General features: G+C 75.4%; 20 protein-coding genes and 1 pseudogene. 12 read left to right on the forward strand and 9 right to left on the reverse strand.

Annotated features, from left to right (window positions below):
• Positions 1 to 61: 61 nt before the first annotated feature.
• The 3 genes from ACF08D_RS17710 to ACF08D_RS17720 all read right to left on the reverse strand — a co-directional run bounded on the left by ACF08D_RS17710 (position 62) and on the right by ACF08D_RS17720 (position 5,266).
• Positions 62 to 3,403, reverse strand: a complete 3,342-nt coding sequence (locus ACF08D_RS17710) for an AAA family ATPase (protein WP_392223552.1) — start codon at positions 3,401 to 3,403, stop codon at positions 62 to 64.
• Between the two features lie 171 nt (positions 3,404 to 3,574).
• Positions 3,575 to 4,243: a hydrolase gene (locus ACF08D_RS17715; protein WP_392223553.1), complete on the reverse strand. Its 669-nt coding sequence runs from the start codon at positions 4,241 to 4,243 to the stop codon at positions 3,575 to 3,577.
• A gap of 51 nt (positions 4,244 to 4,294) precedes the next feature.
• Positions 4,295 to 5,266 carry an alpha/beta hydrolase gene (locus ACF08D_RS17720; RefSeq protein WP_392223554.1) on the reverse strand — a complete coding sequence of 324 codons (972 nt, stop codon included), beginning with the start codon at positions 5,264 to 5,266 and terminating at the stop codon, positions 4,295 to 4,297.
• 190 nt (positions 5,267 to 5,456) lie between these two features.
• Between ACF08D_RS17720 and ACF08D_RS17725 the strand changes: the two genes are divergently transcribed.
• From ACF08D_RS17725 to ACF08D_RS17740, 4 genes are all read left to right on the forward strand, one after another.
• Complete coding sequence (locus tag ACF08D_RS17725) at positions 5,457 to 5,672, forward strand: DUF2283 domain-containing protein (RefSeq protein WP_392223555.1); 216 nt, start codon at positions 5,457 to 5,459, stop codon at positions 5,670 to 5,672.
• A 74-nt stretch (positions 5,673 to 5,746) separates the two neighbouring features.
• Complete coding sequence (locus tag ACF08D_RS17730; RefSeq protein WP_392223556.1) at positions 5,747 to 7,876, forward strand: DUF4139 domain-containing protein; 2,130 nt, start codon at positions 5,747 to 5,749, stop codon at positions 7,874 to 7,876.
• 8 nt (positions 7,877 to 7,884) lie between these two features.
• Positions 7,885 to 9,516: a mucoidy inhibitor MuiA family protein gene (locus ACF08D_RS17735; RefSeq protein ID WP_392223558.1), complete on the forward strand. Its 1,632-nt coding sequence runs from the start codon at positions 7,885 to 7,887 to the stop codon at positions 9,514 to 9,516.
• Positions 9,513 to 10,211, forward strand: coding sequence for an SGNH/GDSL hydrolase family protein (locus ACF08D_RS17740; protein ID WP_392223560.1), 699 nt, complete (start codon positions 9,513 to 9,515; stop codon positions 10,209 to 10,211). The genes ACF08D_RS17735 and ACF08D_RS17740 overlap by 4 nt, the downstream gene beginning before the upstream one ends.
• Before the next feature lie 641 nt (positions 10,212 to 10,852).
• Here ACF08D_RS17740 and ACF08D_RS17745 read toward each other — a convergent pair.
• The 4 genes from ACF08D_RS17745 to ACF08D_RS17760 form a co-directional block, all read right to left on the reverse strand.
• A complete protein-coding gene (locus ACF08D_RS17745) occupies positions 10,853 to 11,752 on the reverse strand; it encodes a geranyl diphosphate 2-C-methyltransferase (RefSeq protein WP_392223562.1) in 900 nt (299 codons plus the stop codon).
• Positions 11,753 to 11,766: 14 nt separating this feature from the next.
• On the reverse strand, positions 11,767 to 13,167 hold the full coding sequence (locus ACF08D_RS17750; RefSeq protein WP_392224091.1) for a family 2 encapsulin nanocompartment cargo protein terpene cyclase: 1,401 nt from the start codon (positions 13,165 to 13,167) through the stop codon (positions 11,767 to 11,769).
• A 143-nt stretch (positions 13,168 to 13,310) separates the two neighbouring features.
• Positions 13,311 to 14,741 carry a family 2B encapsulin nanocompartment shell protein gene (locus ACF08D_RS17755; protein WP_392223563.1) on the reverse strand — a complete coding sequence of 477 codons (1,431 nt, stop codon included), beginning with the start codon at positions 14,739 to 14,741 and terminating at the stop codon, positions 13,311 to 13,313.
• A 511-nt stretch (positions 14,742 to 15,252) separates the two neighbouring features.
• Entirely contained in the window at positions 15,253 to 16,152 is a 900-nt protein-coding gene (locus tag ACF08D_RS17760; protein ID WP_392224092.1) for a class I SAM-dependent methyltransferase, read from the reverse strand.
• Between the two features lie 219 nt (positions 16,153 to 16,371).
• Here ACF08D_RS17760 and ACF08D_RS17765 point away from each other — a divergent pair, with 219 nt between their 5' ends.
• From ACF08D_RS17765 to ACF08D_RS17775, 3 genes are read left to right on the forward strand one after another with little or no spacing between them, the layout of a single operon-like run.
• Positions 16,372 to 16,626 (forward strand): HU family DNA-binding protein, encoded by a 255-nt coding sequence (locus ACF08D_RS17765; RefSeq protein ID WP_392223565.1) that lies wholly within the window; start codon positions 16,372 to 16,374, stop codon positions 16,624 to 16,626.
• A gap of 43 nt (positions 16,627 to 16,669) precedes the next feature.
• Positions 16,670 to 17,056, forward strand: coding sequence for an SRPBCC family protein (locus tag ACF08D_RS17770; RefSeq protein WP_392223567.1), 387 nt, complete (start codon positions 16,670 to 16,672; stop codon positions 17,054 to 17,056).
• Positions 17,057 to 17,094: 38 nt separating this feature from the next.
• Positions 17,095 to 18,600 (forward strand): cryptochrome/photolyase family protein, encoded by a 1,506-nt coding sequence (locus tag ACF08D_RS17775; protein WP_392223569.1) that lies wholly within the window; start codon positions 17,095 to 17,097, stop codon positions 18,598 to 18,600.
• A gap of 53 nt (positions 18,601 to 18,653) precedes the next feature.
• Here the strand turns inward: ACF08D_RS17775 and ACF08D_RS17780 are convergent, their stop codons facing one another.
• Positions 18,654 to 19,058: a thiol-disulfide oxidoreductase DCC family protein gene (locus tag ACF08D_RS17780; RefSeq protein ID WP_392223570.1), complete on the reverse strand. Its 405-nt coding sequence runs from the start codon at positions 19,056 to 19,058 to the stop codon at positions 18,654 to 18,656.
• Between the two features lie 144 nt (positions 19,059 to 19,202).
• Here ACF08D_RS17780 and ACF08D_RS17785 point away from each other — a divergent pair, with 144 nt between their 5' ends.
• The 5 genes and pseudogenes from ACF08D_RS17785 (at position 19,203) to ACF08D_RS17805 (ending at position 24,193) form a co-directional block, all read left to right on the forward strand.
• The gene (locus ACF08D_RS17785) at positions 19,203 to 20,606 is read left to right on the forward strand and encodes a protein kinase (protein WP_392223572.1); all 1,404 of its coding nucleotides are present in this window, start codon (positions 19,203 to 19,205) and stop codon (positions 20,604 to 20,606) included.
• Positions 20,607 to 20,616: 10 nt separating this feature from the next.
• Complete coding sequence (locus ACF08D_RS17790; protein ID WP_392223573.1) at positions 20,617 to 21,543, forward strand: YihY/virulence factor BrkB family protein; 927 nt, start codon at positions 20,617 to 20,619, stop codon at positions 21,541 to 21,543.
• Between the two features lie 276 nt (positions 21,544 to 21,819).
• Positions 21,820 to 22,377 (forward strand): annotated as a pseudogene (locus ACF08D_RS17795) (phosphatase PAP2 family protein); the annotation flags it as partial.
• 108 nt (positions 22,378 to 22,485) lie between these two features.
• Complete coding sequence (locus ACF08D_RS17800; protein ID WP_392224093.1) at positions 22,486 to 22,743, forward strand: EF-hand domain-containing protein; 258 nt, start codon at positions 22,486 to 22,488, stop codon at positions 22,741 to 22,743.
• Positions 22,744 to 22,966: 223 nt separating this feature from the next.
• Positions 22,967 to 24,193, forward strand: a complete 1,227-nt coding sequence (locus ACF08D_RS17805; RefSeq protein WP_392223574.1) for a cation:proton antiporter — start codon at positions 22,967 to 22,969, stop codon at positions 24,191 to 24,193.
• Here the strand turns inward: ACF08D_RS17805 and ACF08D_RS17810 are convergent.
• Positions 24,139 to 25,626 carry an APC family permease gene (locus ACF08D_RS17810; RefSeq protein WP_392223576.1) on the reverse strand — a complete coding sequence of 496 codons (1,488 nt, stop codon included), beginning with the start codon at positions 25,624 to 25,626 and terminating at the stop codon, positions 24,139 to 24,141. The two genes, ACF08D_RS17805 and ACF08D_RS17810, sit on opposite strands and share 55 nt — an antisense overlap.
• Positions 25,627 to 25,641 lie beyond the last annotated feature (15 nt).

Here is a 25,641-nt window from a genome sequence, read left to right on the forward strand (position 1 = left end):
CGCGCACAGGGGTTGACCGTGGGGGCACGTGTACCGGCCGCCAACTTTGACTGACGTTGCGTCAGGTGAGGTGCGCGTGGTCGTCGAGGGCGTGGGCGACGGCCGCGCGGTGGGTGACGCCCAGCTTCGGGTAGAGGCGGTAGAGGTGGTTGGAGACGGTGCGTGGGGAGAGCTGGAGCCGGAGGCCGATCTCGCGGTTGGTCAGCCCCTCGGCGACCAGCCGGGCGACGCGCAGCTCCTGCGGGGTGGGCGGGACGGTGTCGCCGCCCGCCGGGGCGGGGCGGATCTCGTCGCAGACCCGCAGCTCCTCCTCCGCGCGGGCCAGCCACGGCGGTGCGTCCAGGGCGGCGAAGGTGTCACGGGCCTCGGCCAGCCGCTCCCGGGCCTCGGTGCGCCGGCCGCGCCGCCGCAGCCAGGCGCCGTGGTGCAGTCGTACGCGGGCGAGTTCGAAGGGCCACCGGGTGGCATGGGGGCAGGCGTACGCCTCCGCGCAGGCGGTGTCGGTGTCCTCGTCCGCCAGCGCCCGCGCGGCCAGCAGGACGAACGCGTGGTGCGGGGAGATCCGTTCCAGGTGGGCCGCCGCGCCGGCGGCGACGTGCCGCCGGGCGCCCTCCACCCGCCCCGAGCGCACCGCCGCCTCGACCAGGTCGAGGAAGACGAGCTGGAACTGGCCGACGCCGGCCGGCAGCGTCCCGGGCGGGGTCAGGGCGGCGGCGTGGGCGTACGCCGACTCGTGGTCGCCCAGCGCGAGGGCGCACGCGGCGCGCATCGCCCGCAGCCGGAGCACCACCAGGGTCAGCCCGCGCGCGGCGGCCCACGGCCCCAGCCGGGCCACCAGCTGCTCCACCTCGTCGTGCCGGCCGCGGGCGGCATGGACGTATCCCGCCTGGTAGGAGAGCACTCGCTCGTTGAAGCGGAAGCCCCGGGCCCGCGCGGCGGCGGCCGCGGTGCCGGCGCGCGTGACGCACCGGTCCCAGTGCCCGCGCAGGTAGTCGTCGTACGCGCCGAGGGTCTCCAGGAGGTTCTGGGTGACGTAGGCGTGCGGGCGGACCAACCGTTCCCACAGGGCGGTGTGGTCGCCGAGCACGCCGAGCCCGGCGGCGGACCACAGCAGGGCCCAGACCTCCGGGGCTGGCCGCGGCTCGTCCCCGGCGTCCGGGAGGCCGCGCAGCGCCTCCTCCAGCCGCCGCGTGGCACCGTGGGCGTGGCGCGCGGGGTCGTTCCAGACGTCGTGGCAGAGCGCCATGAGGCCGGGCCCGGGCGCCAGTCGGGACCGTACGGCCTCCCAGGCGCGCGGGTCGGCGGTGAACCCGGCGCACAGGGCCAGGAGGAAGAGTGCCTGAAGGCGTACGGGGTCGGTGGCGGCGGCGATGTGCGCGGCGGGGGCGGCGGGGGCCAGTTGGCCAGCGGCGGCGGGGGCGGAGGCCGGGGCCAACTGGCCTGTGAGGGCTGCCGGGGTGGAGGCCGGGGCCGTCCGGTCGGTGGGGTGTGCCTCTCGGTCGGCGGCCGGGTTCGCCCGCTCATCGGGGCCCGCCGGGAGCAGGTCGAGCGTACGGGTCAGCAGGGCGACGGCCGGGCCGAAGTCGCCGTCCGCCTGCATCCGTACGTGCGCCCGGGCGAGGTCCAGGGTGCCGCGGGCGTCCTCGGGCACACCGGTCGCCTCGGCCTGGCCGAGCAGCCGTGCCGCCAGGTCGATCCGTCCGCCGCGCAGCGCCGCCGCGGCGCCCGTCACGAACCGTCGGCCCCGGCCGGGCGCGTCGCCGCTGAGCGCTGCCGCGCGGGCGTACAGCCGGGCGGCCTCCGCCTCGGCGCCGCGCGCGGCCGTGACGCGGGCGGCCCGGTCCAGCGCCGCCGCCACGGTCTCGTCCGGGACGGCGGTGGCGGCGGCACGGTGCTGGACCTGGCGCAGGTCGCCGGCGGGCAGCACCCGCGCCCAGGCGGCGTGGGCGCGGCGCCGCTCGGCCCCGGTGGCGCCCGCCACGAGGGAGGACCGCACCAGGGGGTGGCGGAAGGTGACCGGGGCGGCCGGCTCGCCGAACCGGACGAGCCCGTCGCGGGCCGCCGCCTCCAGGTCCTCGTCCGGCGCGGCGGAGCCCGCCTCACGGGCGGCACGTGCGATCAGGTCGGGGGACCGCTCGTCGTGCCCGGCGAGGGCGCACAGCAGCAGGGTGCGGCGTACCGAGGGCGACAGGGCGGCCACCCGCTGGGCGTAGACGCCCTCCAGGCACTCGCCCAGCGGCAGCCGGTCCGGCAGCGGAAGGCGCCCGGTGCGCTGGTCGGGCGTGAGCTGGGCGGGCAGTTCGACGAGCGCGAGCGGATTGCCCGCCGCCTCGTGCAGGACGCGGGCGCGCGCGGCGGGCGCGAGGTCGGGGTGCAGGCGGCGCAGCAGGGTGTCGGCGTCCGGCCCGGTCAGGGGGGCGAGGTCGAGGGTCCGGCAGCCGGTGGGGTCGAGCCCGGTCGCCGCGCCGGTCCGCAGCGTCGCGATGAGGACGACCGGGAGCGTGGCGAGGCGGCGCTGGAGGTGGTGGAGTACTTCCGCGCTGGAGGCGTCCGTCCAGTGGAGGTCGTCGACGAGGAGGGCGAGCGGGCGGCGGCGCGCGGCGGCGGCCAGCAGGTCCAGGGTGGCGGCGGCAACAGCGGAGCCGGTGGCCGCGGCGACGACGGGGCCGGTGGCGGCGGGGCCGGTGCCGTCGTACGGCCGGGCGCCGGACTCCGTGGCAGCCGGACCGAACGCGGCGGCGACCCGGCCGGGCTCCGAAAGTGCGCCGCACTCCGTGGCGCCCGCGCCGGACTCCGTGGCGGCCGGACCGGACGCGGCGGCGACCCGGCCGGGCTCCGACAAGGCGCCGCACTCCGTGGCGCCCGCCCCGGACTCCCTGGCAGCCGGACCGGACGCGGCGGCGACCCGGCCGGGCTCCGACAAGGCGCCGCACTCCGTGGCGCCCGCCCCGGACTCCGTGGCGGCCGGACCGGGCGCGGCGGCGACCAGGCCGGGCTCCAGGAAGGCGTCGGGGCAACTGCCCCACGCCCGTTCCAGGGCGGCGCGGGCGGCGGGCGGCAGAGCGCGTGTCTCGTCGTCCAGGGTCCACAGCAGCTGGTGCAGCGCGGCGAACGGCAGGTCCTTCTCGCTCTCGGCCCCGGCCGCCCGCAGCAGCCGCAGCCCGTGCTCCGCCGCGAGGCGCCCGGCCTGGTCCAGGAGCACGGTCTTGCCGATGCCCGGCTCCCCGGTCAGCCACAGGGCCCGGCCCCCGCCGGTCACCGACTCGATCGCCTCGCGCAGGGCCCGCCAGTGCGGGCCGCGCCCCAGTTCCTCCGCGTGCAGCGAGTGCTGTCCGGCCCCGCGCCCCGGGTACGGCATCGCGCCGCCCTCCTTCCCCGCCCGCCGCCCGGTACGGGCGGTCACGCCCCATCCTGCTGGGCGGCGCCGGGCGCTCCCGGCGATGGACCGGGAGGTGTGCGCGGACAGGCACGAACACACCGCTCCCGGACAACGCGCCTCAGGGCAGGGCACCACGCGGACCGCCGCCGGATGGTGGGGCCCCGGCGGCGGCGGTGAGGGGGCGGGCCGGCCGGATCAGCCGGCCGCGTCGGCGCCGAGGAAGTGCTTGGCGTAGACGACCCCGAGGCCGTAGGCGCCCGCGTGCTCCTTGACGATCTCCATCACGCCGTCGTACGTCTCCTGGCGCGCCCAGTCCCGCTGGAGTTCCAGCAGCACCTGCACCCAGGTGACGGTGACGGCGCCGGCCCGGCTCATCCGCTCCAGGGCGTGCTCGTGGGCGGCCGGGGTGACGCCGCCGGAGGCGTCGGCGACGACGTACACCTCGTACCCCTGGCTCAGCGCCGAGAGGACCGGCAGGACGAGGCACACCTCGGTCCACAGGCCGGATATGACGATCTTCTTGCGGCCGGTGGCGCGGACGGCGTCGACGAGGGCGGTGTCCTCCCAGGCGTTCATGGAGGTGCGGTCCACGGGCTTGTGGTCCGGGAAGACGGCGACGAGCTGCGGGAGCGCGGGGCCGGAGAAGGACTCCGCGGCCACGGTGGTGATGACGGTCGGTACGCCGAAGAGCTTGGCCGCCTTGGCGAGGCCGGTGGTGTTGTTGACGATCGCGGCGCGGTCGCCGCTGCCGGTGCCGAAGAACATCTGGGGCTGATGGTCGACGAAGAGGAAGACCGCGTTGTCGGGCGTGAGCAGGTCGGGGCTGGGAGCGGCGACGACGTCGTCCGGGCTGAATACGGTCACGGGAGCCTCCTGGATCGGATGAGAACTGGCTGGCAGGGAGAGGGGGGTTGGTCAGAGGGCGTACAGCGCTGTCCGCAGCGCGTTCACGGCGAGGGTGATGGCCGCCTCGGCGCCGCGGGTGGGGCGCAGGGCGTCGAGCATCACGAAGTCGTGGATGACGCCGAGGACGCGGACGGCGGTGACCTCGACACCGGCCTGCCGCAGCTTCTCGGCGTACGCCTCGCCCTCGTCGCGCAGGACGTCGGCCTCGGCCGTGACGACGAGCGCGGGCGGCAGCCCGGTGAGCCGGTCGGTGGTGGCGCGCAGCGGGGAGGCGGTGACGGCGGCCCGCTCGGTCTCGTCGGTGGTGTACTGGTCCCAGAACCACTTCATGGCGTCCCGCCGCAGGAAGTAGCCCTCGGCGAACCGGTGGTAGGACGGCGTGTCGAACGCGGCGTCGGTGACCGGGTAGAAGAGGACCTGGAGGGCGAGGCCGGGGCCTCGGCGCTCCTTGGCCATCAGGGTGAGGGCCGCGGCCATGTTGCCGCCCACCGAGTCGCCGGCGACGGCGAGCCGGGTCCCGTCGAGCGCGTGGGCGGCGCCCTCGCGGACGACCCACTGGGCGACGGTGTAGTTCTGCTCGATCGCGACGGGGTAACGCGCCTCCGGGGAGCAGTCGTACTCGGGGAAGACGACGGCCGCCCGTGCGCCCACGGCCAGTTCGCGCACCAGCCGGTCGTGGGTGTGCGCGTTGCCGAACACCCAGCCGGCACCGTGGATGTAGAGGATCACCGGCAGCGGTCCGTCGTGGCCGGCCGGGCGCACGATCCGGGCCCGTACGGTGCCGGTGGGACCGCCCTCGACGGTCACCCACTCCTCGTCGACCTCCGGCTTGGCGACGGCGCCCGACTGGACCTCGTCGACGGCCTTGCGGCCCTCGTCGACCGGGATCTGATAGAGGTACGGGGGCGCCGCGGTGGCCGCGGCGAACTCCGCGGCGGCCGTCTCCAGCACCGGGGAGGGGCTGGACTGGTCGTCGGACATCTCGGTGAGCCTTTCGTCGAGCGTGCCCCGGTTCGTGCGGGGTGGGCTCACCGTAGGAAGCCGGCGCGGGCCGAAGTGTGCTGCCGGCGCACAGCGGTTGCCCGCCCGGGCACGCCGCCGAACGGGCCTCCCCGGCGCGGGCCGGAGTCCGGCCGTTGCGGTGATCATGAAAGGTACGGAGGAGAGAGCGATGCGGGTTCAGTACGACGCCTCGGTGGACATGGCGTACATCAGCCTGGGCGGGGAGATCGGCCCCGGCGAGGCCGTACGGCAGGTGCCCGCCGGTGAGGACGGTGTGGCGCTGCTCGATCTGGACGCCGACGGGCGGCTGCTGGGGATCGAGGTGCCGGACGCGCGTGCGCGGCTGCGGCCCGGTGTGCTGGAGGCCGCGGAGCGGATCGGCTGACCCGGGTCCCGGGCGTGTCCGGTGCGGCCCGGCGTAGGCTTCGGTCGGTACGGACGTGGTGGGGGGCGTGACGGATGACGGCTGGGACGGCGCAGCGTTGGGGTTCGGACCTCGACGCGGTGGTGGTGTACGCGCGGGGCGCACTCTGCCGCCGGCTGGCGCGGGGCACCGTGCCGCCGGACGGCCGGGTACGGGTGACGGGGCTGCCGCGCTCGATGGACCCGGGCTCCCTGCGTGCGCGGGTGGTGGGCGCCGCCGGGGTGCGGGTGGCCGAGGCGCGGGTGGAGGTCGAGGCCGAGCCGCCGGCGGCGGACGCGCCGGAGGGGCTGCGGCAGGAGGTCGAGCGGCTGGCCGACGCGTGCGCGGCGGCGTACGCCCGGCGCGACCGGCACCTGGGCCTGATCGAGGAGGTCGGGGCGCTGCGCCCGGTGCCTCCGGCGCGCAGGCGTGAGGACCCGCACCGGCGTACCGCGGTGGACACGTGGCTGGAGCTGGCGGCGTTCGTCGACGAGCGGCTGGCGGCGCTGCACGCCCGGCTGGCGGAGCTGGAGGAGGAGCTGCTGGTCGCGGAGCACGCGCACGAGGTGGCGGCGGACCGGCTGGCCCGCGCCTCCACGGACGCGCCGTCCGCGCATGTGGTGAGCACCGTCTCGGCGCTCCTGGTCCTGGAGGGCGACGGTGTGGACGCGGCGGCCGGGGTGGCCGTCGAGGTGGAGCTGGAGTACGGGGTGCCGGGCGCCGTGTGGGTGCCCGGCTACCGTCTGACGTACCGTCAGGGAAGCGGCGAGGGGCGGCTGGTGCTGCGCGCGTCGGTCGCGCAGCGGACCGGTGAGGACTGGTCGGGCGTACGGCTGGCGCTGGCCACCGCCGATCTGCGGCGCGAGAACGGGCTGCCGAAGCTGCGGTCGCTGCGGATCGGGCGGCGCCAGCCGGCGCCCGCGCCGTCCGGCTGGCGGGAGCCGCCCGGCGGGCTCGCCGACCTGTTCACGGGGTACGACGCGGTGGGCGCCCGTCCGGTGTCGGCCCGGGCCGGGAGGGTGGCCGCGGGGGGTGCCGCCGCCCCCGCTCCGGGTTCCGTGCCGCCACCGCCGCCGCCCGTGCCGATGCCGGTGGCCGCCGCTCCGGTCTATGGCGCGCCACCGGGGGCCTTCCCGCCGCCGCCCGGTACGGCCGGGGCGGCCGTCGACGCCTTCGGCGGGATGCCCGCACCGGCGCAGGCGGCCCGGCCCCGGCCGGGTGCGGGGCCCCGGCCGGGTGGCGGGCCCCGGGCCCGTACGGGTGCCGTCGCGGCGCCCCCGGCCCTGGCGCCGTCCGCTCCGGGGGCCGCCGCGCCTCCGCCTCCTCCCCCGGCCGCTCCGGTGGCGGGCCCGCCCCGGCCGAGCGGGGCCGAACTGGACTACGCGGCCCTGACGTTGTCCGGCCCGGACGAGCCGGGCGAGCGCAGGGGCCGGCTCTTCCCGGACTCCTCCCACGACCCGGTCGCGGTGGAGTACCGGCGGCGCGCCGAGGCGGTCGCCTCGCTCCCGCTGCCGGGCCACGCGGTGCGGCCCCGGGAGTCGGCGGGCTCCTTCGACCACCGCTTCGACGCCGCCGCCCCGGCCGACGTGCCCTCGGACGGCACCTGGCACACGGTCACCGTCGGCGAGATCGCGGTCGGTCTGCGCACCGAGTACCTAGCCGTGCCGTCCGTCGAGCAGACCGTGTACGCGACGCTGGTGCTGTCCAACGCGACCCGGCAGGCCCTGCTGGCCGGCCCGGTGGAGGTCACCGTCGACGACGACTTCCTGCTGACCGCCGCCCTGCCGACGCTCGCTCCCGGCGGGGTCAGCCGGGTGGGCCTGGGGCCGGCGGAGGGCGTCAAGGTGACCCGGCGTACGCAACTGCACGAGTCGACCGCCGGGTTGCGCGGCAACACCACCGTCCTCGACCACCGGGTGCATGTGGAGCTGGCCAACCGGCTCGCCGCGCCGGTCACCGTGGAGGTCCGCGAGCGGGTGCCGGTGACCTCCGACCCGGACGTCCGGATCGAGGAGCGGGCCGGCTGGTCGGCGCCCGAGCCCGGCACCGGCCCCGACCACCACGCCCCGGGCACCCGGGTCCGGCGGGTGGACCTGCCCGCCGGTGGCACCGCCGCCCTCGACGGCGGCTACGAGATCCGCATACCGGCCGGCAAGGCCCTGGTCGGCGGCAACCGCAGGAGCTGACACACGCCATGACCACGGCCACGCCCGCCGGCGCACCCCAGCCGGTGCCCGCCCACTCCCCCGATCCCCTCCTCCCGCTACTCCCCCTGCCGGTCACGGCCGTCACCTGTCTGGAGGACCGCGCCCAGATCGAGCGCGCCACCGAGCTGGTGCTGACGGCCGGAGTGCAGCGGCTGCGCCTGGGACCGGTCGGCGCGACGGCCGTCGACCGGACTCTGCACGCCGAGCTGACCGGCGGCCCGCCGGCGACCGTCCACGACGTACGGATCGTGCGCCGGTGGACCCCGCGCGGACCGCTGCCGTCCGGCGAGGACTCCGGTCTGCGCCGCCGGGCGCACGAACTCGAAGCGCAGCGTGCGGAGTTCGAGCGTCTCCGCGACCGGCTGCGGACCCGGCTCGATGTGCTCGGCCGTCTGGCGGCGGACCTGCTGCGGGAGATCGGCGAGGGAACCGGCGCGGGCGAGAGCGAGACGTCCCGCTGGGCCCGCGAGCTGGACCGGGTGGACGCCGAGCGCGACACGTACGGCGAGCGGCTGCGCGTCGCCGAGGCGCGCCTGGCGGAACTCGGCGCCGAGGAGCGGGAGGTCCTCGCCGCCCTGGACGCCGCCGAGCCCGGGCCCGCCGAGCTGGTCGGCCACATCGAGCTGACCGTGGAGGCGGAGGCGGCCGGCCGGGCCGGGCTGCGGCTGACGCACCTCACCCCGTGCGCGCTGTGGCGCCCCGCCTACCGGGCCGTTCTCGACGGGGAAGCGCTCACGCTGGAGACCGACGCGATGGTCTGGCAGCGCACGGGTGAGGACTGGTCGGGCGTACGGCTGACGCTGTCGACGGCCCGCTCCGCGCTCGCGTCCGACCCGCCCCGGCTCACGGAGGACCGGCTGACGCTCATGGACCGCTCCCCCGCCGAGCGCCGCGCCGTGGACGTGGAGCTGCGCGAGGAGGAGATCACCGAGCTGGGCCCGGTTCCGGTGCTGGGCCTGCCGGGTGTGGACGACGGCGGCGAGACGCGGGTGCTGACCGCCCCGGCGCCGGTCTCCGTGCCGTCGGACGGCCGCGCCCACCGCGTACCGCTGTCCGCGTTCACCGCCCCCGCCCGCAGCGAGTACGCCTGCGCCCCGGAGCTGTCCCCGCTGGTGACGCGGTCGGTACGGTGCGACAACCGCTCCGGTCACACGCTGCTCGCCGGGCCGGTCGACCTGGTGCGCGGCAGTGGGTTCACCGGGCGCGGGACGCTGGAGTTCACCGCGCCCGGCGCCCCGGTCGAGCTGGCCTTCGGCAGCAGCGACGACCACCGGGTGGTGCGGTACGCCGAGGAGACCCGCCAGACCGCCGCCCTGACCGGCCGGACGGTCGTCACCCGCACGGTCCGGCTGCACCTGTCGCGGTTCTCCGCCCCGGGTGAGCGGGGCGACCGGGTGGTCACGGTGCGGGAGCGCGTCCCGGTCTCGGAGGTGTCGGCGGTGGAGGTGCGGTTGCGCGAGGAGGCGTGCTCCCCGCCGCCGGAGGCGGTCGACGAGGAGGGCGTGGCGCACTGGAACGTCTCCCTCCCGCCGGGCGGACACCGCACGGTCGTCCTGGTCTACGAGGTCTCGGCGGCGTCCAAGGTCACCGGTCTGCACCTGCCGGGGAGTGTGTCGTGAACCCCTTCCTGCTGCCCGTCCTCGCCGCACAGGGCCTCTATGTGCGCTGGTCCACCGAGTCGCTGCCGCCCGCCGGCGGTCCGGTCACCGGGGTGTACGGGGACGAGGCCGAGGCGCGGCGGGTGCTGCGGGTGGCGGTGGTGGGCGAGTCCACGGCGGCCGGCGTCGGGGTGGAACGGCACGCCGACGGTTTCACCGGCCAGTTCGCGCGGGCGCTGCACGAGCGGACGGGCCACCCGGTCGCCTGGTCGGTGGCCGGGCTGAACGGGGCGACGCTGGAGGGCATGCGGTCCCAATTGCTGCCCACGGTGGAACCGGGCCAGACGGTGGCCGTCCTGCTGGCCGGGGTCAACGACGTACTGCGGCGGCGCGACCCCCGGGAGTGGGGCCGGGAGCTGGCGGCGGTGGCCGGAACCCTCGCGGACCGCGCGGAGCACGTAGTGGTGACCGGGGTCCCGCCGTTCGGTGAATTCCCCGCGCTGCCGGGCACGTTGCGCCGCTACCTGGCGGCCCGCGCGGCAGCACTGGACGAGGTGTCGCGCCAGGTCTGCGCAGACCTCCCGACCGTGACCTGGAGCGGCGTCACCGGTGTCCTGCCCATGGGCCCGGACTTCTTCGCCCGGGACCGCTTCCACCCCTCCGCACACGGCTACGCCCAGTGGGCAGGAATCGTCGCCGGCCAGGTGGCGCCATAGCCGGGCGGGCCACCCATGACCGCGAGCCTTCGGCGAAGCCGCCGCGCGGTGGGCGGCACGGCTCACTTCCCGCCCCCGCTCCGGTGCCATGCGACCGGGTACGAAACGGTCGGCACCGGGCGCGGGGTGGTCTCCTCCCACCCCGCCCAGCGGATCGGGTAGGACACGGCAGGGGTCGGGCGAGGGGTCGGTTCGTCTCGGCCGGGCCACTTGATCGGGTACGTCACCGCCGACGACGACCGCGGCGCCGGTAACCGGTCCGTGCTCGTCCCGCTCCCCGACGGCGCCCCCGAGCCGCCGAAGACGACCACGGCGGCCACGACTCCGAGGGCGAGTGCCGTCTCCCTGTTCGCCCCGGCCGGAGCCCGCCAGTGCGACCGGACCACTGTTCCGTCCCGCTTGATGTAACGCTGGATGAATGGCACGGCCGAAGCCCCCTCCACGGTCGGTGACGCGCCCCTCGCGCGCAACAACCAATGTAGGGAGTCGCACTGACAGCCGGTCACCAATGGTGATTTCTGGTCACTCCGGGTTCACCGGCTCGATCTCACCCTCGGATTTCCGGAACCGGCGGTCGGTCCCCGAACGCCACCGGCCGGGCCGTCCGTGGGGACGGCCCGGCCGGGTGGGGAGCAGCGGGGTCAGACGCGGTCGGCCGCGATCAGGACGTACTGGAACGAGCCGTCCTTGTACGACTCGATGAACGCCTCCTCGATGCCCGTGACCAGGGACGAGGTGGCGCGCAGCTCCCAGTAGGGCAGGGTCTCGGGGGTGAGGTCCACCACCGCCTGCGGGACCAGCCGGTTGTCGGCCATGGCGCGCATGTACTCGCGCCGGGAGTGGATGTTGCACTCGAAGTGGGCGTTGATCTGGGAGACCCACTTGGAGGGCTGGCCGTACCGGGGGTTCCAGCAGCCGGTGATGGTCACGTACCGGCCGCCGACCTCAAGGACGCGGGAGTGCTCCGCGAACAGGTCGTGCAGGTCGACGTACATGCTCGACTCGTTGTTCCAGGAGCCGCGGGCCGAGCCGGTCTCGAAGGGCGTGGCGAGCATGTTGCAGACGCGGGCGCGGACGTGGTCGGCGATGCCCAGCTCCTCGGCGCGCCGGTTGGCGAACCCGGCCTGCTTGGCGGAGAGGGTGACGCCCTCGACCTTGCAGCCGAAGCGCTGGTGGGCCATGACCATGGAGCCGCCCCGGCCGCAGCCGGCGTCCACGAGGGTGTCGCCGGGGCGGACGGTGCCGAGGTGGTCGAGCAGCACTTCGGCCTGGGCGGACTCCAGGCGGTGGAGCTCGGCGATCAGCTTCTTCTCGTACGCGCTGTCCTCGGGGTCGCCGAGGGCGGCGTGGTCGATGTCGCCGATGCCGTAGTGGTGGTGGTACAGCCCGTCGACGTCTCCGAGGCGCAGGTTGACGGGCCTGGCCTCCTCGTCCCAGTAGCGGGCGATGTCCCCCTGGTAGGGGGAGGCCGGGGCGGGGACGAGCGGGGAAGTGCCGTGCGCGGAGGCGCCGTTGGCGGTGGAGAGCTCGGTGTTGGTCACGGAGGAGTCCTTATTTACCAGAAGTCGGGCAGGCTGTATCGGTAGGTGTTGGTCTGGTGCCAGTAGTGGTTGCCGTCCACCCAGGCGGCCACTCCGCGCAGGAAGCGGAGGACGGTGGGGACCGGGCAGGCGGCGGCCAGGGCGGCCGCCTCGGCCTCGAAGGTGCGCATGAGGTCGTTGTGGACCTCCACGGCCTTGAGGTACGCGTCCCGTTCGGACAGGTCCTCGCGTTCGGCGATGACCACCGGCAGGTTGAGGTGCCGTCCGGGGCTCGCGAGTTCCTTGGTGTACGAGTAGAGGTCGTTGACGATGGTGGTCGCGTTGCCCGCCAGCGCGATGACCCGCTGCATCGCGGGCTGGGCGTGCAGGTCGGCGGGCAGCTCGTACCCTCCGACGGTGTCGGTGATGGTGGGGCAGGGGCGGAAGTTGTTGAACTGCCGCATCGCCAGGTACTCCCACACCTCCGGGACGTGGTCGCCCTCGGACCAGGCAGCCTCGGCGAGGTAGCCGAGGTGCAGCCGGGCCATGTCGTGGCGGTAGCGGTCGCCCTGGGAGGGGGTGGCGAGCTGGAGGAAGTACTCCATGGCGGAGCGGTAGGCGCGCCGGGGGGCGTCGGACTGGAGCGACTCCAGCCAGTCCGGCTCGTACTCCGCGGTGGTGTGCAGCGGATCGAGTGCGGTGTGCGCGAGGAGGAGGCGGCTGCCGAGGCCGACGGGCGAGCCGCCGTGGTCCTCGCAGTAGCAGTCGTCGACCGCGTTCTCGGCGACCATCAGCCGGGTGGCGGCCATCAGGTGCTCGACGGTGGGGGCGTCGGGGTGGCAGGCGACCATGTACCGCCCGACGGAGAAGCCGTCGAACTGGTCCTCCCACTCCGGGGGGAACGCCTGGACCTCGTCGACCGCCCACGTCTTGATCCTGCGGCTGACCTCCGCCACCCGCGCCTGGTCGGGCTCGGCGACCGGGTGGTGGTAGAGCCCGGGGATCGGCCGCCCTTCGACGGAGGCGGCGGAGGGGGCGGTGGTGGGTGCGGGTGGGGCGGGGGTGTCGCGCGGGTTGAAGTAGAGGCCCGAGGTGCCGAGGCCGCTGGGGCCGCGCATGACGCGTTCCAGCTCGGGCCCCGGCGGTGCTGCCGTGGCGGCGGCCCCGGCGGTGCCGGAGGGGTCCGGGGTGCCGGCCGGGCGGACGAGCGGGGCGGGCGGCCCGGGCAGGGTCCGCGCGGCGGCGCTCCGGACGGCCGGTTCGGCCCCGGCGACACCGGCGGCGGGGCCGGGGGTGACGCCGGCGGTGGGGGCCGGGACGTCGCCCGGGGCCGGAGACGGTGCCGGGGAGGAGGCCGCGGAGGAGGCCGGGGCGGGGGTCTCCGTCGGGGCCGGGGCCTCGGCGGGTGCCTGCGTCTGGGTCGTCGTCCGCGTCATCGACAGCGACTGCGTCAGGACGTAGGCCCCGAACTGGGCAGCGGCGGCAGGCACGCTCGACTGCTGCGGGGAAGGCCCGGAATCGGGCATCCGTGGCTCCTTGGTGGGGGGTTCGGTGGGCGTGTTCCTGGGTGCGGGAGCTCTCAGTCGCGCCTGCGGGCGATCTGGACGTTCTCCAGGACGCCGAGCGCGTCGGGGACGAGGACGGCGGCCGAGTAGTAGGTGGTCACCAGGTAGGAGACGATCGCCTGCTCGTTGATGCCCATGAAGCGCACCGACAGGCCCGGTTCGTACTCCTCCGGCAGCCCGGTCTGGCGCAGGCCGATGACGCCCTGGTTGTCCTCGCCGGTGCGCATCGCCAGGATCGAGCTGGTGTTGTTCCGGCTGATGGGGATCTTGTCGCAGGGCAGGATGGGGACGCCGCGCCAGGCGGTGACGTACTCGCCGGCGACCTCGGTGTGCCCCGGGACCAGACCGCGGGCGTTGAGCTCGCGTCCGATGGCCGCGATCGTCCTGGGGTGGGCGAGGAAGAGGCGGGTGCCGCGGCGGCGGCAGAGCAGCTCGTCGAGGTCGTCCGGGGTGGGCGGGCCGGAGTGCGGCTGGATGCGCTGCTTGAAGGCGGCGTTGTGGAGGAGACCGAACTCCCGGTTGTTGATCAGCTCGTACTCCTGGCGCTCGCGCAGCGCCTCGATGGTGAGCCTCAGCTGTTGCTCGGTCTGGTTCATCGGACCGTTGTAGAGGTCGGCGACCCGGGTGTGGACCCTCAGGACGGTCTGCGCGACGGACAGTTCGTACTCGCGCGGGTGGAGTTCGTAGTCCACGAAGGAGCTGGGCAGCTCGACCTCGCCGGTGTGTCCGGCGGACATGGCGATCTCGGCCTCGCCGTGCCGGTTCTGCGGCTGGAGGGGGAGCGAGCTGAAGGCGTGGATGTGGGCCTGGAGGCTCGGTGACGCGGCCATCACCGAGGCGAAGTCGGCCCGGGTGAGGGTGAGCAGGGTGCCGGAGGTCTCGGCGGTGGCGGTGTAGTCCCAGGTGGCGTCGGCGTCCAGCAGGGCGTTCTCACCGAACCGGTCGCCGTCGGCGAGCACGGCGACGGTGACGTCGTCGTCGTACTTGCCGAGGGAGGTCTGGCGGACGCGGCCGTGGGCGATCAGGTGGATGCGGTCGGCCGGGGTGTCCCGCTCGACCAGCACCTCGCCCGCGCGGAAGTCCCGCTGGACGCACCGGTCGGCGACGGCGGTGAGCGCCGCCGTGTCCTCGAAGCCCCGCAGCAGGGCCAGTTCGGCCAGCTCGCCCGGGATCACCCGGACGTCGGCGCCGTCCTGGAGGAACTCGATGTGCCCGTCGCCGACGGTGTGGGTGAGCCGGCGGTTCACGCGGTACGCGCCGCCCTTGGTCTCCACCCAGGGCAGCATCCGCAGCAGCCACCGGGAGGTGATCTCCTGCATCTGCGGCGCGGACTTGGTGGTGGTGGCGAGGTTGCGGGCGGCCGCGGTGCTCAGGGACTGCTGGGGCTGCCGCGGCTGCTGCCCGGACTGCTCCTGCCGTTCTCCCTGGCCGGTCTCGACGGTCATCGGGCGGGGTCTCCTTCGGGACGGGGGGTGTACGGGGCGCCTCTCCCGGCCGGCCTCCGCGCCGGCATCCGCACCGACAGCGGCTCCGGCGTCGCGCGCGGACGCCGGCACCGGCTCGGTGTGGGGAAGCGGACGGGCGGAAGGGACGGGAAGGCGGGGGGAGGAATGCGGATGAACCTTGGGGAATGCGTCCAGATCCTCGGGAACACTAACGGGCCGCGCGGCGGGCTGGCTCCATGAGGCCGTCGGAGTACCTCGATGCAGTGATCTTGCTCGGCGCGGTGTTTACCGGGGCGACCGATGGGTTTCGGACGGGGTGGCCGGGGTGGCTCGGGTGGCCGGTCCTCCCGGTCGCGCGTCACGCGTGGTGAGTCGTCAAGTCAGGTGCAGAGATACGTTTTTGCTCCGACGCCACCGGGTGAGGGCGGCCGTCCCGCGCGGTCGGCCGGCGGCCGGGGACGGGCCTTCGGAGGTCGCACCGGACGGCGCCGTCAGGTGGTGCCAGGGAGTGTCAGGTGGTGTCCCCGCCCGGCCGGCGGCCCCAGGCGGTGATCATTCCGGGCGACAACTCGGCGCAGTCCGGGGACTCCAGACAGCGGATCGCCTCGTCGACCGTCGTGTCGTCCACGAGCCCGGTGCCGGTGATCGCCGGGCGTGAGCGCTGCCACGTGTCGGCCCAGAACCGGCTGATGGCGCTGCCCGGCAGGAGCGGCGGGACGTGGACCTCCGCCGCCACCGAGGTCAGACCCGCCCCGCGCAGGAGGCGGGGGTAGGACGGCACCCAGCCCACGTCCGTCCCGATGGTGTCCTTCAGCCCCTGCCACATCGCCCGCATCACCCGCGCGCAGGGCGTGGAGGCGGCCTCCGGGGCGGCCTCGGGCGCGGCGGACGACACGTCGATCGCGTCGCTGAGGACGAGGACCCCTCCGGGGGCGAGCAGCCCGGCGAGCCGGTCGACGAGCGCGCGCCGCTCGGGCAGGTGCATCAGGACGAACCGCGCGTGGACGAGCGTGAAGCGCCCGGGGTCGAAGTCCGGGGCGGTGACGTCGGCCTCCAGGGCGGTCAGCCCCGGGACGGGCCGCGCGGCGAGGAAGCGCACGTCGCGGTCCACGGCGAGGACCGAGTCGACCCCGGCGCCCTCCAGCAGCGCGCGGGCCACCGTGCCCGTGCCCGCGCCGACGTCGAGGCAGCGCCAGCCGGGGCCGGCTCCCAGCGCGGTGAGCCGGGCGAGGGTGATCCCGTCGTAGGCGAGCGCGCCGAGGTCGATCCGCTCCCCCTCCCCCGGCCGCTCCGGGGGGAACACCGACTCGCCGTAGCGGCCGTCACCGCCGGGGGACGTACCGGGGGAGGCGCCCGGGGGTGTGCCCGGGGAGGTACCGGGGGGTGTGCCGGGGCTCGGGCTGTCGGGCAGTTCCACGGCGGGACCTCCGGTGCGCGGCCGATGTGCCGTATCGATCCTGCACAGCCGGCCCCGTCCCCGGGTGAGGCTCGCCGGACACGGGCCCGTCCGGTGCAGTGCCTCCGCCGGTGCCGGGGGCCTTCGACGTGCGGGCGGCAGCGCGCCCCGTGATCCTGGTGCCACGGCTTCCTTCCGACTTCCGACTTCCGACCGAACGGACGGGTACGGCTCATGGACAAGGCGCAGCTGATCGAGACGACCGCCGGAGAGCAGGGCGGCGGCCGGCCGCTGCCGCGGGAGGACGTCGAGCGGGTGGTCGACGCGCTGTTCGGCACGCTGGAGCGGCCCGGGGCGATCGCCCGGGCGCTGCGCGACGGCCAGACGGTCGTCCTCGGCAGCTTCGGCGGCTTCCACAGCGACGGCGGCACGGCGTCCTTCCGGCCGGGCAAGGCGCTCACCGAGTTCCTCCAGGACGACGTCCGGTGATCCGGCGGCCAGGTCTTCACGCGCGGCCGTACGCCCGCCGGTCGTGGCCGCGCTGACGCTGCGGGCCGCCGGCCGTGCCGACCCGGACACGGTGTGGCGCCGCTACACCTCGTACCGGCAGTGGCCCGTGTGGTCCCCGCAGATCGTGCGGGTGGACGCCCCGGGCGAGCGCGTCCTTCCGGGGGCGCGCGGCACCGTCCGCTCCTACCTCGGGGTGAGCGCCGCGTTCCTGGTGGAGTCCGTCGACCACGAGCGGCGCGACTGGTCGTGGCGTGTGCGGCTCGGTCCGGTGCGGATGCGGCTGGCGCACGAGGTGCGGCCGTACGGGGACGGGACGGAGACCCGGCTGCGGATGGCGGGCCCGGCGCTCGCCCTGGCGGCGTACGCCCCGGTCGCCCGGCTGGCGCTGCGCCGGCTGCTCACCCCGTGAAGACCCGGGACGGACATTCGACGACAGGCGGCGCGCTCATGGGCACTCCCCACTGGCTCTTCGGCGACCAGCTCGGCCCGCACTTCCTGGAGGCGGGCGACGGCGGGCCCGGGCGGGACGCGCCGGTGGTGATGATCGAGGCCCGGTCGGTGTTCCGGCGCCGGCGCTTCCACCGGGCGAAGGCCCATCTGGTGCTGTCCGCGATGCGGCACCGGGCCGTCGAACTGGGCGACCGCGTCCGCTACATCAGGGCGGAGACCTACCGGGAGGGGCTGCGCGAGGCGGTGGGCGACGGCCCCGTGACGGTCCATCACCCCACCTCGTACGCGGCGTTGCGGCTGGTGCGGTCGATGGAGGCGGTGACGGTGCTGCCCGCGCGCGGGTTCCTGGTGCCGCTCGGCGACTTCCGTGCCTGGGCGGACGGGCACGGCGGGCAGCGGCTGCGGCAGGAGGACTTCTACCGGTGGGTGCGGCGCGGCCACCAGCTGCTGATGGACGGCGACCAGCCGGCGGGCGGGCGCTGGAACCACGACCACGACAACCGCGAGCCGCCGCCCAGGGGCGCCCGCGCGCTGGACGCCCCGCGGCCCTACCGGCCGCGCGAGGACGGGATCGACGAGGAGGTGCGGCACGACCTCGACCGGTGGGAGCGCGAGGGCGCGGTGTCCTTCGTGGGGCGGGACGGGCCGCGCCGGTTCCCGGCGTCGCGCCGGGAGGCGCTGGCCGCGCTGCGGCGGTTCACCGAGCACCGGCTCGCCGGTTTCGGGCCGTACGAGGACGCGATGCTGGCGGCGGACCCGGTGATGAGCCACAGCCTGCTGTCGTCCTCCCTCAACCTCGGCCTGCTGCATCCGGCCGAGTGCGTGGAGCGGGCCGAGGACGCCTGGCGGGCGGGGCGGGCGCCGGTGAACAGCGTGGAGGGGTTCGTCCGGCAGATCGCCGGCTGGCGCGAGTACGTGTGGCAGCTGTACTGGTACTTCGGCGAGGACTACCGCCACAGCAACGCGCTGCGGCACCGGGCGCCGCTCCCCCGCTGGTTCCTGGACCTGGACGCGGACGCGGTCACCGCCCGGTGCCTGGCCACCGTGCTGGGGCAGGTCCGCGACACCGGCTGGACGCACCACATCCCCCGGCTGATGCTGCTGGGCAGCCACGCCCTCCAGCGCGGCTGGGACCCGGAGGCGGTGACGGACTGGTTCCACCGCTGCTTCGTCGACGGCTACGACTGGGTGATGGTGCCGAACGTCGTGGGCATGTCGCAGTACGCCGACGGCGGGCGGATGACGACCAAGCCGTACACGTCGGGCGGGGCGTACGTGCACCGGATGAGCGACCTGTGCGGCGGCTGCGCCTACCGGCCGGAGGAGCGGGTGGGCGAGCGGGCGTGTCCGTACACCGCCGGGTACTGGGCGTTCCTGCACCGGCACCGGGACCGGCTGGAGCACAACCCGCGGATGTCGCAGCCGGTGCGCGGCCTCGACCGGCTGAAGGACCTGGAGGAGCTTCTCGACCAGGAGCGGCAGCGGGGCGACGCGGCGCCCTGACGCAGGGGTCCCCCACCCCGGAGGTCACGCCCGCCCGCGCCCGGCCGGTCCGCTCAGCGCCCCGGTGCTCCGGGGCTCCCGGCCGCCGGGGGGCGCACCGCGCACGCCGCCGTCGCTCCGGGCAGGCGGTGCCGGTTGTCCGCGACGAGCCGGTAGACGAGGGGGGCGAGCCAGCGGGCGGGCGGCAGCATCAGCAGGGCGCCCAGCGGCGCCCAGCCGCCGCCCGCGCGGAGCAGGACCTTCGCCACCGCCCGCGCGCCGCCGTACACCGTGCCCGTGGGCGTCACCCACAGCACCTCGTGGGCGGCCCGGTCGGGTGTGACGCCCAGCGAGGCGAGGTCGGCGAACTGCCGGGGGACGATGTCGCAGTCGGGCCGCAGGCGCCGTTCGACGACGCCCGCGGACGTCGTGCAGAAGCCGCAGTCACCGTCGTACACGAGTACAGGACGGGTCCTCATGCGTCCCATGATGCCGGACCCTTCCGCGCCGCCGGACGATCGGGGCGTATGCCCGGCGGATCAGGGGGCAGGCGGAAACATGGTGCTCGCGGCAGGCGGCGGGCGGACGTTGGCAGGTGACAACAGAACGCGGGGAGCGCAGTGATGACAGTCCGCTCGTGGCCGATCCGTCCGGACCACCGGCTCACGGCCCATGTGGTGGCCGGACGTTACCGGCTCGACGACCTGCTGGGGCGCGGTGGCGCGGCCGATGTGTACGAGGGGCTGGACCTTCGGCTGCGGCGGCCGGTCGCGGTGAAGGTCTTCCGCCCGGACGGCGACGCCGACACGGAGCAGCGGTTCGACGGCGAGGGGCGGCTGCTGGCGCAGTTGCAGCACCCGGGCCTGATCACCGTGTACGACTGCGGCCGGGACGAGGGGACGCCGTATCTGGTGATGGAGCTGATCCGCGGCACCACCCTGCGGCGGCGCATCGCCCGGTCGCGGCTGACGCCCGCCGAGGCGTGCCGGATCGGTGCGGCGCTGGCCGCGGCGCTGGCGCATGTGCACGCGGCCGGTGTGGTGCACCGGGACGTGAAGCCGGCGAACATCCTGCTGGACGAGTCCGGCGCCCCGCATCTGACGGACTTCGGCATCTCGCGGCTGCTCGACACCACCGCGCACACGGTCACCGGGACGCTGGTGGGCACCGCCGCGTACATGGCTCCGGAGCAGGTGCTGGGCCGGGGCGCGGGCCCCGCGGCGGACATCTACAGCCTGGGCCTGGTGCTGCTGGAGGCGCTGAAGGGCGAGCTGGAGTACGACGGGATGCCGCTGGAGGCCGCGATCGCGCGGCTGCACCGTCCGCCGGTGGTGCCGCCGCACATACCGGGCCCCCTCGCGGGGCTCCTGGACGCCATGACCGACGCGGACGAGACGCGCCGGCCGGACGCGGCCGCGTGCGGGCGGGCGCTGGCCGCCGCCGCGGTGGAGTGCGAGTCCGCGCCCGGGCACGAGGGCCCTGCGGCGCCTTCCGCGCGGCCGGCCCGTACGGAGGGCGCCGGGCCCCTGCCGCCGGCGCCGTCCGGGCGGCGGCCGGCCGCGCGCCGGGCGGGGCGGGCGCTGCTGTCGGCGGGCGCGGCGGTGGCGATGCTCGGGGTCGGGCTGACCGGTTCGCTGGGCGACCGGGCGGCGGGCGGTGCGCAGGCGTCGTCCCGTCCGCCGCGGCCGGTCACGGCGGAGCCGTCGGCGCCCGCCGAGCGGCCCGCCCCGTCACCCGCCCCTGCGGTCCGCGAGGCCGCGGCGGTGACCCGTTCCGGGGCGCACACCGGCGGTGGGGCGGCCGACGGTACGATCACGGACGGCGTGGCCGGCGGGAACGGAGACGCGCCGGACGCCCCGGGCGACGACGCGCCGACGACGCAGGACACGCCGACGCGGCAGGACACGCCGGACGGGACGGCTCCGCCCGGGAAGTCCCCGCAGACGCGGACGAAGGCGGCCACGGCCGTACCGCCCAAGGGGAAGCCCGGCAAGGGCAAGCCCGCCAAGGGGAAGCACCGGCGCTGAAGGTGGTCGTATGACAATCGGGGTCCCGGCGGGCCGTGCGGCTCCCGGCCGGCGGGGTCCGGCCCCCGGCCCGCGCGAGCGGGGGGCGTATGCGCGGGCCCTGGCCCGTACACCGGTCGCCGTCTGGGAGGACGACCTGACCGACTGGGCGGCGGCGCTGACGTACTACGCGGTGCTGGCGGTGTTCCCGGCCTGTCTGGTGGTCGTCTTCTCCCTCGCGCTGCTCGGCACCGGCTCCCCGCACGACGTGGTCGCGCAGGTGGCGGCCTTCGTCCCGGCGGCGGCGCGCCCGGTGCTGGCGGAGGCCCTGGCCGGCAGCGGCGACAGCCCGTCGGCGGGCCGGGTGCTGCTCGTGCTCACCGGCGCGGCGGCCCTGTGGTCGGCATCCAGCTATCTGGCGGTGTTCCGGCGGGCGCTGCACGCGATGTACGGCGTGCCCGACTGCCGCCCGGCGTGGCGGGCGCTCCCGGCGACGCTGCTGCGGGCGCTGGCGGTGCTGGCGCTGCTGGTGAGCGGGATCCTCACGCTGACGGCGGCCGAGCGGGTCGCCCGGGCGATCGGCCGGGGCACGGGGACGGACCATCAGGTGGCCCTGGTGTGGGCGGGTCTGAAGTGGCCGCTGTTGTTCATGGTGGTGGTCGGTCTGGTGCTGCTGCTGTTCCGGTCGGGGCCGCGGGAGGCGCGGGGACTGCGGCGGACGGTCGCCGGGGGGACGCTCGCGGTGCTGCTGTGGCTGCTGGCGTCGGTGGGGTTCGCGTTCTACGCGGCGCACATCGCGACGTACAGCCGCCTCTACGGGTCGCTGGCGGGCGTGGTGGCGTTCCTGGTGTGGCTGTGGGTGTCGCACGTGGTGCTGCTGGCGGGCGCGCAGTTCAACGCGGAGCTGGCGCGGGACGGGCAGCCGGAGCGGCCGGACCCCTGCGAGCAGGCCGCCTGACGTCCCGTCCGGCGCGTGTGGCGGGGCGGCGCTGACTCCTGTCCGGCGCGTGGCGCGGGGCGGCGCTGACTCCTGTCCGGCGCGTGGCGCGGGGCGGCGCTGCCCGCTGTGCTCGCCGCCGGGCGCGGGGCGCGGGGAGGGGCGGGGCCGGGGGCGCGGTTCAGCCGGGCGGTTCACCCGGGCGTGGCGGGCAATACGAGCGCCATGGCGACGGGAGGCGGCATGGGCGGGAGACGGTACGGCGCACTGCTGGTGCTGCCGTTCCTGGGGGTGTTGATGGTGGCGGCCGGACTGCTGATCACCGGTCCGGCGGCGAGCCGGTGGCCGCTGTCGGCGGAGGACGCGGTCACGTCCTGGCTGGCGGAGCACCGCACCCGTACCGCCACGGCCGTCTCGGAGTGGTTCACCTTCCTCGCCTCCACCGAGTGCGTGGCCGGGGTGGCGCTGGTGTGCGTGGTGGGACTGGTGGTGGTGCCCCGGGCGGCGCGGTGGCGGGAGGCGGTGTTCCTCGGCGGCGCGGTGGTCGCGCAGTCGGCGCTGTTCCTGGTGGTGACCCTGTGCGTGGACCGTCCGCGCCCCGATGTGCCGCGGCTCGACCCCGCTCCGCCGACCTCCGGTTTCCCGTCCGGGCACGCCGGTGCGGCGCTCGCGCTGTACGGCGCCCTGGCGGCGCTCGCGGTCACCCGGCTGCGGGGGCCGTGGCGGTACGCCGTGGCGGGGCTGCTGCTGCTCGTGCCGCCGGCGGTGGCGGTGTCCCGGCTGTACCGGGGCATGCACCACCCGAGCGATGTGGCGGCCGGTCTGCTGAACGGCGCGGTGGTGCTGCTGGTGATGGTCCTGGCGGTGCTGGAGGGGGGCCGGGAACCGGGGCGGGGGCGGGAGACGTTCGGATACGTGAGCGGGCGCGGAGGGGTGCCCGCCGCCGGAAGGGACGGGGACCCCGTGACCAGTGACAAGGCCCGCAAGCTGTTCGAGGCGCTCGACCTCGACCACGACGGGACGCTGACCCGCGAAGAGGTGATCTCCGCCCTGCGGACGAAGGGGCCGTCCCTGGCGGCCTCGGGCGACCTGCCGTTCTGGGGGCTGGGTGACGCGGACGCGTCGTCGGCGCTGTTCGACTCCGCCGACCAGAACGGGGACACGGTGCTGACCCTGGAGGAGTTCGCGGCGGTGGTGGACCGGCGGTTCGGCTGGCGCTGACGGGCCGTCCGGCTCGGCGGGACTCCCGGGGCAGGGGGCCCTCCGGGGCGACGGGGCCCGCCGGTCAACGTGCCCTCCGGCTCGGCGGGGCCGTCTTTCCGCGGGGCCCGGGTGGACTGTCCGACTTGTCGGGTACCGGCGCGCTCGTACCGTGGTGTCCCGCGTGCGGGCCTAGGCTTCTGCGCAGCATCCGCAGAGGCCCGGCCCGAAAGCGCAGGACGCCATGCTCGCCGTCACCGTCATCGCGGCCATCCTGTTCCTCTGGACGGTCCTGTCGCACCGGCTGGAACGCTGGAGCATCACCGCGCCGATCGCCATGATGGTGGCCGGCATCGCGCTGACCAACGGGGACGATCCGCCGCTCCGCTTCGACTTCGACACCTCCGCGTTCGAGCACGCCGTGGAGGTGGTGCTCGCGTTGATCCTCTTCGTGGACGCCACGGAGGTCCCCCAGGGGGTGATCCGGCGGGAGAGGGGACTCGTGGCGCGGCTGCTGGGCGGTGCGCTGCCGCTCACGCTGCTCGCCGCGTTCCTCACCGCGCTGGCCTTCTTCCCGGACCGGCCCGGCTGGATCCTGGCCGCGCTGGCGACGGTCGTCGTGCCGCTGGACCTGGCGCCCACCTCCGCCGTCGTCCGTGACAAGCGGATCCCCGCGCGGCTGCGCGAGGTGCTCAACGTGGAGGGCGGGCTGAACGACGGGATCGTGTCGCCGGTGTTCCTGCTGTGCGTGGCGGCGGCCGTCGAGTCGCACACCGGGAGCGCCGACTACACCGAGGCGCTGCTGGACGCGGTCGGCGCGGCGGCCTGGGCGGTGCTCGCGGGGGCGGGCATCGGCTACGGCGCGGGGCGGCTGCTGCGCCGGTCGTGGGCGAGCGGGTGGACGCGGGCCTCGGCGACCCGGCTCGGTGTGCTGATGGTCCCGGTGGCGGCGTACACGCTGTCGGTGTTCCTGGGCGGCAACGGGTTCGTGGCGTCCTTCGTCGCCGGGGTCTTCCTCGCGCCGTCGATGCGGCACCTGCCCGAGGACGCGGTGGCGACGACGGACGACCTGGTCGCCCTGCTGAGCCTCGGGTTGTGGTTCGTCTTCGGGCAGATGGTGAACGACGAGTTCTGGGACGGCTTCCATCTCTCGGTCGTCCTCTACGCGGCGGTCACCATCTCCCTGGTGCGGATGGTGCCCGTGCTGCTGATGCTCTCCGGTACGGGGCTGCGCCCGGCCGACCGGCTGTTCCTGGGGTGGATGGGGCCCCGGGGGGTGACCTCCATCGTGTTCGGGCTGCTCGCGGCCGTCGAGCTGCCCGACCACAGTGGGGACTTCATCTCCCGGGTGATGGTGATCACCGTGATGCTGAGCATCGTGCTGCACGGGCTGAGCGTGGAGCCCCTCGCCCGCCGCTACGCCTCGCGGGAGGGCGGCCGGGGGGCGGAGGTGCGGGGCTCGGTCCAGTAGGCGGGGGCGAACACCCGCCGGGCCAGCATGATGACCAGGCCGACGACGACGATCCCGAGGCCGATGACGAGCGGCGGGCCGAGGCCGAACCAGGAGACCCCGCTGTAGGAGTTCTCCGGGTCCGCCATGTCGAGGACGGATTCCGCGAGCAGCCAGAGCAGCAGTACGGCGCCGACGACGGGTCCGACGCCGATGAACAGGAAGCCGTGGATGCTCTCGGTGAGCCGGTGGCGGTAGTAGACCGCGCAGGCCAGGCCGGTGAGGGCGTAGTAGAAGGCGATGAGCAGGGAGAGCGCGGTCAGCGAGTCGAAGAGGGCGTTGGCGCTGATCCGGTTCACCACGAGGTACCAGCCGATGGCGATGACCGCGACCCACCAGGTGCTGACGTGGGGGGTGCGGAAGCGGGGGTGGATGCGGGCGAGGAGGGAGGGCAGCGCCCGGCGGCGGGCCATGGAGAGCACCGTGCGGGAGGCGGGGATGATCGTGGTCTGCGTGGAGGCCAGCGCGGAGGTGGAGACCGCGAGCAGCACGATCCAGTCCCAGCCGCCCATGACCTCCTCGGCGAGCAGGGAGAAGACGTACTCCTCCTCCCCCGCGTTCTCGCTCAGGAAGGTGGTGCCGGCGTAGGCGACGACGGCGAAGGCGACCGACACGTACGTCACCAGCAGCACGATGGTCGACCAGAGGCCCGCCCGGCCGGGGGCGCTGGCGGAGTTCTTGACCTCCTCGGTGAGGTTGACGGCCGACTCCCAGCCCCAGTAGGTGAACACGCCGAGCAGGAGGCCGCCGGTGAGGGCCGCGCCGCCGGCCCCGAAGGGGTCGAGCCAGCTGAACTGCGGGGTGATCGATTCGAGGGTGGTGGAGTCGGCGTAGACGCGCTGGAGGGCCACGATCGCGAAGACCAGGAGGCAGGCGACCTGGGCGAGGATGAGGACGTTCTGCACCCGTGCCGACGCCTCGGTGCCGATGACGCAGATGGCGGTCATGACCAGGATGAGCAGGACGGTCAGGCCCTGGCGCGTCCAGTCGTTCTCCACCCAGCTGTCGAGGCCGACGGTGAGCAGCCCGAAGGTCACCGCCACGTCGGCGAGCGAGCCGACGACCAGGACGCCGGTCATCGCGACGGCCCAGCCGCCGATCCAGCCGAGCCAGGGTCCGAGGGCCCGGGTGACCCAGGAGAAGGTGGTGCCGCAGTCCTGGTCGGCCCGGTTGAGGTAGTAGAACGCCGACGCGATCAGCAGCATGGGGACGAACGACGCGAGCATGATGCCCGGGGCGTACACCCCCACGAGGGCCACCACCGGGCCGATGACCGCGGCCAGTGAGTAGGCGGGGGAGGTGGAGTTCAGTCCGATGACGAGCGCGTCGGTGAACCCGATCGCGTCGTGCTTCAGTTCGCGGGGCGGGTCCGCGCCCGTGATGTCCTTGTTCATCGTGCCTCGCTTGTG

The organism is Streptomyces sp. NPDC015131, assembly GCF_043079975.1.
Taxonomy (GTDB): Bacteria; Actinomycetota; Actinomycetes; order Streptomycetales; family Streptomycetaceae; genus Streptomyces.